The organism is Aeromonas sp. 1HA1 (genome assembly GCF_029237385.1).
Lineage (GTDB): Bacteria > Pseudomonadota > Gammaproteobacteria > Enterobacterales > Aeromonadaceae > Aeromonas > Aeromonas popoffii.
Genome location: NZ_JAACGC010000038.1, coordinates 30,796 through 41,053 on the forward strand (window position 1 = coordinate 30,796; position 10,258 = coordinate 41,053).

Annotated in this window: 9 protein-coding genes; all 9 read left to right on the forward strand. The window is 47.7% G+C overall.

Annotation, left to right across the window (positions count from 1 at the left end; translation table 11 throughout):
• Window positions 1–72: 72 nt before the first annotated feature.
• The 9 genes from GWQ22_RS12910 (at window position 73) to GWQ22_RS12950 (ending at window position 10,145) form a co-directional block, all read left to right on the forward strand.
• Window positions 73–1,200, forward strand: coding sequence for a cupin domain-containing protein (locus tag GWQ22_RS12910; protein WP_275930545.1), 1,128 nt, complete (start codon window positions 73–75; stop codon window positions 1,198–1,200).
• Window positions 1,184–2,380: a Rieske 2Fe-2S domain-containing protein gene (locus tag GWQ22_RS12915; protein WP_275930546.1), complete on the forward strand. Its 1,197-nt coding sequence runs from the start codon at window positions 1,184–1,186 to the stop codon at window positions 2,378–2,380. The genes GWQ22_RS12910 and GWQ22_RS12915 overlap by 17 nt, the downstream gene beginning before the upstream one ends.
• Window positions 2,373–2,870 (forward strand): aromatic-ring-hydroxylating dioxygenase subunit beta, encoded by a 498-nt coding sequence (locus GWQ22_RS12920; protein ID WP_275930547.1) that lies wholly within the window; start codon window positions 2,373–2,375, stop codon window positions 2,868–2,870. The genes GWQ22_RS12915 and GWQ22_RS12920 overlap by 8 nt, the downstream gene beginning before the upstream one ends.
• Window positions 2,871–2,914: 44 nt before the next feature.
• Window positions 2,915–4,132, forward strand: a complete 1,218-nt coding sequence (locus GWQ22_RS12925; protein WP_275930548.1) for a CoA transferase — start codon at window positions 2,915–2,917, stop codon at window positions 4,130–4,132.
• Window positions 4,113–5,336 (forward strand): MFS transporter, encoded by a 1,224-nt coding sequence (locus GWQ22_RS12930; RefSeq protein WP_275930549.1) that lies wholly within the window; start codon window positions 4,113–4,115, stop codon window positions 5,334–5,336. Before GWQ22_RS12925 ends, GWQ22_RS12930 begins: the two co-directional genes overlap by 20 nt.
• Window positions 5,337–5,352: 16 nt before the next feature.
• Window positions 5,353–6,303 (forward strand): TauD/TfdA family dioxygenase, encoded by a 951-nt coding sequence (locus GWQ22_RS12935; RefSeq protein ID WP_275930550.1) that lies wholly within the window; start codon window positions 5,353–5,355, stop codon window positions 6,301–6,303.
• 340 nt (window positions 6,304–6,643) lie between these two features.
• Window positions 6,644–8,008: an aromatic acid/H+ symport family MFS transporter gene (locus GWQ22_RS12940; RefSeq protein ID WP_275930551.1), complete on the forward strand. Its 1,365-nt coding sequence runs from the start codon at window positions 6,644–6,646 to the stop codon at window positions 8,006–8,008.
• Window positions 8,005–9,132: a DUF3419 family protein gene (locus tag GWQ22_RS12945; protein ID WP_275930552.1), complete on the forward strand. Its 1,128-nt coding sequence runs from the start codon at window positions 8,005–8,007 to the stop codon at window positions 9,130–9,132. Before GWQ22_RS12940 ends, GWQ22_RS12945 begins: the two co-directional genes overlap by 4 nt.
• A gap of 26 nt (window positions 9,133–9,158) precedes the next feature.
• The gene (locus tag GWQ22_RS12950; RefSeq protein WP_275930553.1) at window positions 9,159–10,145 is read left to right on the forward strand and encodes an AMP-binding protein; all 987 of its coding nucleotides are present in this window, start codon (window positions 9,159–9,161) and stop codon (window positions 10,143–10,145) included.
• Window positions 10,146–10,258 lie beyond the last annotated feature (113 nt).

The window sequence follows — 10,258 nt, forward strand, 5'->3', positions numbered from 1 at the left end:
CGAGTTCCATTTCAACTGGGTATATAGATGCATCTAATGCATCTTTCTGCGTGAATTATAAATAGAGTCAAAATGAAAAAATTAACTGATGTGACACTGGTAAAGCGTGATGACATTCCATCAATACGAACAATTGAAGTTGATGGGGTAGAGCACTGGCTTGGTCACGTGAAAGATTTTATGAAACAACCACATCTGCTGGATTTCCTTCCTGACGATAACCGAGTGTCCATGGCATGGGTACGTTTAGAGGCAGGTGAAGAGCTGGAACCGCACATTCACCCTGTAGAGTCGATGATTCTGATGTGCGAAGGTGGTGCATGGACCACTGGGGATGTGCAGGCAAACATGCAAGCAGGTGATGCGCTTTTGGTTCCCCCTGGTAAGCTGCATGGATTTAAAGGTGCCGAGCCAAATGGATTCTGGGGGCTGTCTATACAGTTTGATAGCCGCGGCTTGTATGAGGATTATTCTGACCCTTGGGCGACTTTCCTTCCCGACGATATTAAAAAGAATTTTGGCGGCTCTGTGGCAGAACAACTGTTTGCTCGCAATGAGATCTACATGGAGCGTTTTGATAAACATAAGCTTTTTGCGTTAGTGAATCGTAAGCTGCTGGAAAATCCGGTTGCTAAATCCAAGTTTCTCAATTGTTTTCAGGTATGGTCGGATCATTTTCAGCGAATGGTGCTATCTAGAGCCTCCACTCTGAATGACAAGGCCTACGAAGACATGACAATGTCGCACCTTGAAGAAGAGTTAGGACACAATCGTCAACTGAAAAACAATCGTCAGGATTTTGAAGTGGTTTTTGATCCGACATTGGAGGCAGCAAGTTCATGGTTTGTAAGTCAAATGTACTCTTTGGCTGATCTCGAAAAGGTCGTCTTGGTGCATTTGGTTGTGGAAGCGTCAGCAGTGTATTTCTACAAGCACATTAAACCTGCTTTAGTTGACTCCTCCACAAAAGAGCATTTTGAGCTGCATAGTGTGCTTGATGATGAGCATGTTCGTATGGGCTACGATTTTATCGCTTCGGCTGAGATTGGAGATAGCCAAGCCTTGTTTGATATCCAGAACAAAGGCTGGGCCATGCTGATGACAGTGATGTCGAGAATCGCAGATCTGACGGTCTATGCCAGCAACCTCAGTGTCAGTACTGAGGCTCATGAGGAGCTTTCGGATGAAGCCATGGCCTAAGGAAGGCACACGACGGATCCCTTCGGAAGTCTACACCAGTGATTCGGTTTATTCCCAGGAAATGGAATACATTTTTCAGGGTAACACTTGGAACTATGTAGGGTTGGCGGCTGAAGTCGCCAACCCGGGCGATTATATCCAGACATACCTCGGTGGGACCCCCGTGGTTGTGGTTCGTGACCGCGAAGGGGCTATCAATGTTTTGGTAAACCGTTGTCCTCATCGGGGAGCGAAAGTTTGTCATAACCAACAGGGTAACGTGAAATTGTTCGTCTGCCCGTACCATGAGTGGGCGTTTAATCTTCAGGGTGAACTGAGAGGGATGCCGTTTAAGAATGGTATTGATGGTAAGGGCGGGATGTCGGCGTCGTTTAATCCGGATGAACACGGAATGCGGCGGCTGAACGTCACGGTGCGTCATGGTGTAATTTTTGCCAGTCACTCATTTGACTTGCCACCATTTGAGGAATACCTCGATCCGGCCATGCTTGCCTATTTTGATCGGGTGTGTGATGGCAGGACACTTAAGGTTATCGGAAAAATGCGCCATCGCATCAACTGCAATTGGAAATTGCAGGTTGAAAACGTCAAAGATCCCTTTCATGCAGCATTACTACACTCGTTTTTCAAAAACTTCGGAATTTGGCGTTCTGATCAGAAAACAAGTGTCGAAGTGTGTCGAACCGGGGCACACAGTGTACTTGTGAGTACTGCTTCCTTTCAGTTGCGCCAGAACGAAGAGGCTGCACCTAAGGTTCGACTCAAAGCGCCTCAGCTAATTGACCATCAACGTGAATTTGAGCATGGAACTGGGGCGATTATGACGATTTTTCCAAATCTGATCATGCTACAGCAGCTCAATTGCTTGGCAATGCGACACGTTATTCCGGATGGTCCGAATGCCTGTATTAAGGTCTGGACGTTTTTTGGCTATGCGAATGAATCTCAAGCGCTCACGAAACGCCGGCTGCTGCAGGCCAATTTATTGGGGCCGTCCGGACTGGTAACCATTGATGACAATGAGATCTTAGCAGTGACGCAAGATGGTGCCAAAGGCAGCCCTCAGTCGAATATTGTTCTGGAGGCCAGCACGGGAGAATCGAGTGAAGATCATATGATGACTGAGTCGGCGATCCGTGGATTCTACCGATATTATAAAGAGGTATTGCACTTTGAGTAGTTTACAAAGAGACCTCACACTTCAGGCAGCGGTGGCAAATTTTTATGCTGCCTATCACGATACTCTTGAGCAAAACGACCTGATGAAATGGGTCACATTCCTCGCCCCTGATTGCCTCTATAAAGTGACGTCTCGTGAAAACGTTGAACGCGGCTGGCCCTTATGTTTTGTATTGTGTGAAAACCAAGACATGGCGTACGACCGGGCCGCAGCATTGCAGGATTCTATCTATTTCCGGCAGCGCGTTCAGCAACACATGGTATCAAACCTGCGCATCATCGAAGTGGAACAGCAAGGATCATGTATTCTGGTATCTGCCACGAGCAGCTTTACGGTATATGAGAGCATTAATGGCCACGAGGCATCCCTGCTGGTAACGGGTAAAACATTGGACATCCTGATAATGAGGGACACGCAGATTACTTTTAAACAAAGGAGCTGCATCTGTGCCCCCGACATTATATCTGACTCAATTGTCTACCCCCTCTGATCTGTCCAAATACTGACTGGAAAAATAACATGTGCCATTTACCTATGTCTGAGTTGACTGTAGTGGATTTAACACGTCATAGAGCTGGCCCTGTGACGTCTAGGCTTTTTGCTGACTGGGGCGCGGCCGTGATTAAAATCGAAGAACCAACCGACCGTGGTGACAGTATGGGTGGATCACGAGAAGGATTTGATTATCAAAACTTACACCGTAACAAGCGCAGTTTATCAGTGAATCTCAAGACTGACGAAGGTCAGATGATCTTAAAGCGTCTCGTGGCAAAGGCGGACATCGTACTTGAAAACTTCAGGCCCGAAGTGAAGTTCCGCTTAGGTGTGGATTATGAGTCTCTTAAGGCGATAAATCCTCGAATTATCTGCGGCAGTATCAGCGGCTTTGGCCAGCAAGGTCCATGTGTCAGTCGGCCCGCAGTGGATCAAATAATACAAGGTGTCTCAGGCATCATGTCTCTGACCGGAACTCCGAATACGGGACCATTGCGAACGGGCGTTGCTATCGCGGATGTAAGCGCCGGGATGAATCTTGCTATTGCGGTGTTAATGGCTCTTTATCTGCGTGAACGGACGGGCGAAGGGCAATGGGTGACAACGTCATTACTGGAGTCGACATTAGCGATGATGGACTTTCAGGTTGCCCGATGGCTCCATGATGGGACTCTGCCGCAACAGATGGGGAATGATCATCCTACATTAATGCCTACAGGTGTTGTGAAAACGCTCGACGGAGAAATAAACATTGCTGCAGCAGAGGATGATAAATTCTCTATTCTGTGCGAACTGTTAGAACTGGGTGCATTGTACGAACGCCCTGAATATCAGGACATTCACGCACGATCCAATAATCGTATTGCATTGATGGCTTTGATTGAATCAGTAACGAAGAACCATGAGAGTGATGATCTCATTCTTCGGCTGAACGATAAAGGTATTCCCTGCGGCCCTGTCTATGATGTTGGTCAGGCTATGTCCAATCCTCAGTTGGATGCCCTCAATATGAAGTGTTCTGTTTCCCATTCACGTCTGGGTGAGATGTTGTTGGTGGGCCAGCCGATACAGCTAGGAGCCTATCCTGCATTTGACGTTGTCAGACAGCCTGCACCAGAGCATGGTGAGCATACACGACAGTTGTTGACCGATTTCCTTGCATTTACACCTGAACAGGTCGACAGCTTTGAAAAGAATAGGAGTATTTCTCTCTCTGAAAAACAGTCGGTAAGGAGTCATGATGAAGCCCTTATCTAAGTATTTTTCGAGTATTGAAGGAATGCCTTGGTTTGGGTTGGTATTACTGTGGCTGGCTGGAGCCGGGACCCGGCTAACGATTCTGGCCACTCCACCAGTAATTTCACAGATTCATGCTGAAATGGCTCTCACGGAAACTCAAGTTGGGGTGATTTCTAGTATTCCGCCTATCTTGTTTGCGGTAGCCGCGATTCTGGGGGCACTCCTGATCTCAAAAACCGGGGCTCTCAAAACCCTCGTGGCGGGTTTGTTGATAACAGGTATCGGTTCTGGGCTGCGTGGATCCGTGGATACGGCTATGACCATGTACCTGGCTACTTCTGTTACAGGGTTAGGGGTGGCGTTGATGCAGCCGGCGTTGCCATCCATCGTTGCCAACTGGTATCCCAAGCATATCGTGTTTGCAACAGCCATTTATGTGAATGGTATGTTGCTGGGAGGTGAGGTCATCCCCGTGGCGATCACCGATACCTTGCTGGTTCCTTGGCTGGGCACTTGGCGGGAGGCTTATCAGTTTTGGGCCGTTGTCTCGTGGTTGATCGCTGGTCTGATTTATTTTGGCGTGTCCCAAAAGAATGCCGTTGCTCAGCAATTGGGGAGCAGAACCAAATGGTGGCCTGATTTCCGACAAAAAAACGTCTGGAAACTGGGGTTGATGATGGGATGTGTGAATGCCACGTATTTTGCGACCAACTTTTTTATTCCCCGGTTCTTGGATGAAATAGGTGCAGCATCTCAGACGTCGTCAGCATTGATTGCATTGAATCTTGGCCAGATACCCGCTTCCATACTTTTGTTGATGGCCAGTGGTTCCCTGGCGAAGTCCCGTATGCCTTATCTGTTGTCCTCTGCTGGATTGTTGGGAGCCCTAACGATGGTCGTACTCTACAAGGCGGAGGTTATCGTTCCCGCGGCAGCGATCTTGGGCTTCTTCTCTGCCATCGTCCTGATTTTGATGCTTGGGCTTCCAAGTGCTGTGAGTCAGGCCAATGAGGTCCATCGTGTATCGTCACTGATGCTGACCGTTGGCTACGCCTGCGCCGTGATCACCCCTGTGGTAAGTGGCTTTTTATGGGACCAGACCGGCCACCCTGAAAGTGCTTTTTATCCCATGATGTTGTGTTCAGTGATGCTCTTTCTGTGTGCAACGAAACCTATTATTAATAGCCCGGCAACCTACAGCATGGCTGTGAAGTTGAATTAGACGACTGGAGACTAAGATGAGCAGTAGCCCTGAGTTTACCTTGAAAAAACTGAGTCCTTTTTTTGGCGCAGATATTTCCGCCCTGGACATGCGGGAGCCCCTGAGCGATACGACAATTGCGCAGCTTGAGCAGGCATTGTGTGAGCATGAAGTACTGGTTTTCCCCGATCAATTCTTGTCGTCGGAAGACATCCTAAGGATAGGGCGATATTTTGGCGAGCTCACTGTACATCCTTTTGCTGAGAACAGTGAAGAACATCCTGAACTCATTGTCTTTGATTACAAAGATGGTAACCCACCAGTATTGACTGACCGGTGGCACACGGATGAGTCCTACAAGCGTTGTCCTCCCAAAGCGACCATGCTTTATTCACGCGTTGTGCCTGAAATCGGTGGTGATACTTGCTTCAGCAGTATGACAACTGCATACGAATTTTTGTCCAAAAAAATGCGTGAATACTTGCAAGGGCTAGAAGGCATTCACGATTTCTCACCTTACAAGTTTCTATTTCCTGAAACTGAAGCGGGACAGGCGCTCTTGCGTCAGAAAGAGCTGGAATATCCGCCAATGGCTCACCCAGTTATTCGAGTGCACCCAACCACTGGGAAAAAAGCACTCTTTGTCAATCAGAGTTACACCCGGGCAATTCAGGGAATGACACAGCGTGACAGTGAAGCGTTACTGACGCAGCTGTTCAACGCTACATCGGTGCTTGAGTATCAATATCGCCATCACTGGAAACCTAATATGCTGGTGCTGTGGGATAATCGCTCGGTGCAGCATGCAGCTGTTCATGATTATTACCCGAATCATCGTCATATGGAGAGGGTGACTATTGCAGGTGACAAGCCAATCAGTGCTGTGCCTGCGACTCGAATGGAGGAACTACAGACTTTCAAGGTTCCGCGCTACGATCACAACGATTCGCGACGGGCGCGTCGTCAGTTTGAAATCGAAACATATTAATACCTTTCCTGCTTCGGGATAGCCTCTCTTAGAGGCTGTTAACTCCTCATGGTTTTTTGTTGTCCGGGAGGAAAGCATTTTTCCAAACTGCAGGACATTCGATTGAATACATGACGAAAACAGTCAGTATATAAAATAGCCTGCAACACTGAGAAACGCTTTGAACCGGGCAGGATTGACAGGGTCTATTGTCCGTTCTTCTGAATTGTCGCTGTTCATGCGGCATGACGACGACGCACAGGTTCTGCCAGACAGAAATGAACAATTAACGATTGTAAAAATAAGCTGGGAGATAAGCAGTCTCAGGCTTTAATTCACCTTTTCGTAAAGGGCGCGAGTTATGAATGATACAGAGTCCATCAGTGTTCGCCAGGCGGTTAAAACTGCCAAGGTATCCTCTTTTCATATTTACATTCTTTTGCTGTGTTTGAGCATTCTTATTTTTGATGGTTTTGATACTGCGTTGATGGGGTATGTTGCGCCCGCTATTATCGAGCAGTGGGGAATTACCAAAGCTGACCTAGGACTTGCAATGAGTGCTGCCCTTATCGGCCTGGCGCTCGGGGCTATTGTGTCGGGACCGGTCTCAGATCGGCTGGGCAGAAAGCCAATTATTGTTTTTTCTGTGATCGTATTTGGTGTGTGCTGCATCGCCACGACACAGGCTATCAACGTGAATCAACTGGCATTCTGGAGGTTGTGCACCGGGATCGGGATCGGGGCAGCAATGTCGAATGCGTTAACCATTATTTCGGAGTTTGCCCCAGAACGATACAAATCTCTGATGGTGAATACGGTGTTCTGTGGTTTTCCTTTTGGCGCTGCATTAAGCGGCGGGCTGGCATCCTGGCTTATCCCGAATTTGGGCTGGCACAGTGTGTTCATCTTTGGGGGAATACTGCCGTTGCTGCTGCTGATCCCGATCATCCTGACGCTGCCAGAAAGTATTATGTTTCAACTGAACCAGCCTGGAGCAGAATCTAAAATTCGAAAGACTGTCCATCGACTGTTAGGAGAAAGACGCGTCAATCTTTCTGTCAGTCCAACGCCAGTGTCAGAGTCTACGATAACCCCAATCAGGGATATCCTCTCGCGGTCAATGTTACCTGCGACGGTGTTGCTTTGGCTTGCTTATTTTATGGGGCTGCTCATTTTTTATGTGGTTACCAGCTGGATGCCGATTCTCATGGGGGAAGCCGGTTATGATTTGCAGCATGCAGCATTTTTGACTGCATTATTTCCGCTTGGTGGCGCTGTTGGCACCATTGTTTCTGGGCTGTTAATGGACAAAATAACACCACACAAAATTGTGGCGTTTAACTACTTAATGACAGGACTGCTTCTGTTCTCAATTGGTTTTTTATCAGACATCTATCTGTTGGGATTATTTATTTTGTTAGCGGGAACGGTCATGAATGGGGCGCAGGCGTCTATGGGATCCATCGCAACGCTTCATTATCCGACGTCTTCAAGAGCGACAGGTGTTTCATGGATGCTCGGAATGGGCCGCGCGGGTGGTATTGTCGGTGCCATGATGGGGGCGTGGCTCTTCCAGTTTGGTCTGGATTATAAAGGGATATTTAAAATATTGCTTATTCCCAGTCTGTTTGCCGCCCTCGCATTGCTAGGGTTGATGTTAACGCTGAAATGGAAAAAACGCCGTTTATCCGAGAGCGCATTGATAGGCAGTGAAGCCTGTTTATGAACAGCCTGTATTCTCATCAGTCACAGTCTTCCTGCGATGGGGTGGATCTGCCTCTCATGTACGGTCAGGGACGAGAAGACATTAGGGTTGACCTCAACGCTTTATCAATTCAGCCCTCTGATAAGGTCCTAGTCATTAGTTCCGGCGGTTGTTCTGCACTGCGGCTATTGGCTGAAGGACCAGCATTGATGACGTCAATTGACTTAAATCGTTCACAAAACTATCTACTTGAGCTCAAACGAGCTGCAATCAGAGTGTTCGAACGCCCCACTTGCATCAAATTTTTCGGAGAAGAAGATGCTTCCCCGCTGGAGCGCCAAGGCTTGTTGGATATGCTCTGGGATGACTTGCCGGATGACGCAGCAGCCTACTGGAAAACACATCGTAGGCAGGTGAACCGCGGAGTTAATTATGCTGGTCGGACGGATCGACTGAGTCGTATCACAGGGCTGGTCTTGCGGTATCTTATCCACTCCCCTAGAGTCTTTGACGAGATTATGGCTCTTCAAACGCTCGAGGAGCAGCGAACTTATTTCAGAGAGCGATTCAATAATCGGCGCTGGCGGGCATTTTTACGCCTGTGCCTTAATTCTTATACATTAAGACGAATTTATGGTGAAGGATTTTCAAAATATTTTGCTGACGATACTACGCTGTCTCAACATCTGGAACGTAAGATAGAAAAAGCCTTTTACTCAACCATGATCAACAAGAATGGTTTGATGACCAAGTTGCTCTTTGGCCGCCCTCCCGCTGGAGGCTCTTGTACGCCTTATCTTACTGATAACTTGTATCAACGGGTAAAGCAAAACCTTGAAAAATTGCATGTTGTCAGCGCTAACATTTTAGACTTCATCAGCCGGGCAGACATGCAGCAAACTTATTCCAAATTAGCACTATCAAATGTCATTGAATGTATTCCTCAAGATGCTTTGCGGCAGTTCTTTATACAGCTTTCTGCATTTTTGCCCAGTGGAGGTGTGGTAGTGACGCGTTCGATGATCGGCCACCAGAAGTACAACCTGCCTCCAGAGCTCGAAATTGATCATAACCTGAGTGAGCGACTCACGGATCAAGAACAAACGTACATGTACTCCAACGTGTCGGTAATCAAGAAACGATAACGTTTATTTAAAAGTAGAGTGACCATATGAATATAACAAAGTTGAGGACTGCAATTTTCTATGCGGCTAATCGTCAGTTTTATCAGAAACATTGGAAAGATTACGTGGATTTGGCAACACCAAAATTTACCGTAGCGCTGTTTCAGCAGATTCCTGTAGTGCGAAAACATCATCTTCGGGATCACTGGGAGGACGTCATGGAATACGGTGATGTGACTGATTTTGTGAGCTCATCGGGCACGACCGGCCGCCCTGTTGATATACCAGTACATCGTTTGCAAGAGCAGATTTGGGTGAGTTCAGTCGGTCGGGTCTTAAGTGAAATGGGGGTTCAACCCGGCGACTTTGTGATCCAAATGTTGAGCAATAACGATATGTATACGTTGGGTATGCTGGTGTGCCAAGCAGCAAAACAGCAAGGGGTTGGCGTTTTTCGCTGTTCGCCCCAGCGAGTGAACCGCTTGGTCGATATCATGAAATACCATCGCCCTAAATTTATTGTGGGAAATCCACTATTCCTGCTGGAAATTGCTGAACGACTGGGGGATGCTTTTCCAAGCAAAGATTTATTACCTAAGGTGGCGTACTTGGCCGCTTGTGCTTCTTTTGATGCCAATAACCGTTTAACGGCAGCTGCGCAAAAAGTGAAGGAGGTTTGGGGCTTCGAGTTAATGCTCAACGAATATGGATGCAGCGAGATCGGCTCCATCGGATTCGAATGCGGCCAGCACAACGGTTTTCACATTAATGATGACTACTTGCATGTGGAACTTCTTGATCCAGAGACGGGCAAACCAGTGAAAGAGGGCGAACCGGGAGAAGTAGTCGTCACCACTTTGACCCAGCCGCGGGGATTTGCGGCGGTGCGTTATGCAACAGGAGATATTGCCAGTGAATTGTCAACGCAGCGTTGCACTTGTGGTCGCTATGGTCCAAGACTAGGGGCGATAATCGGACGTATCGATCATCAACTGAAAGTCAAAGGTCAAAATCTGTATCGTAAGCGCCCCTGAATCAGCACCTGTTTTTACTGAGATCACCTCGGCACACTGAAACCCATCGTATCTACGTTGGGATTTCCGCTATGACCACTCAAGAACGCGTTGATTTTTGGCAGCGCCAGATC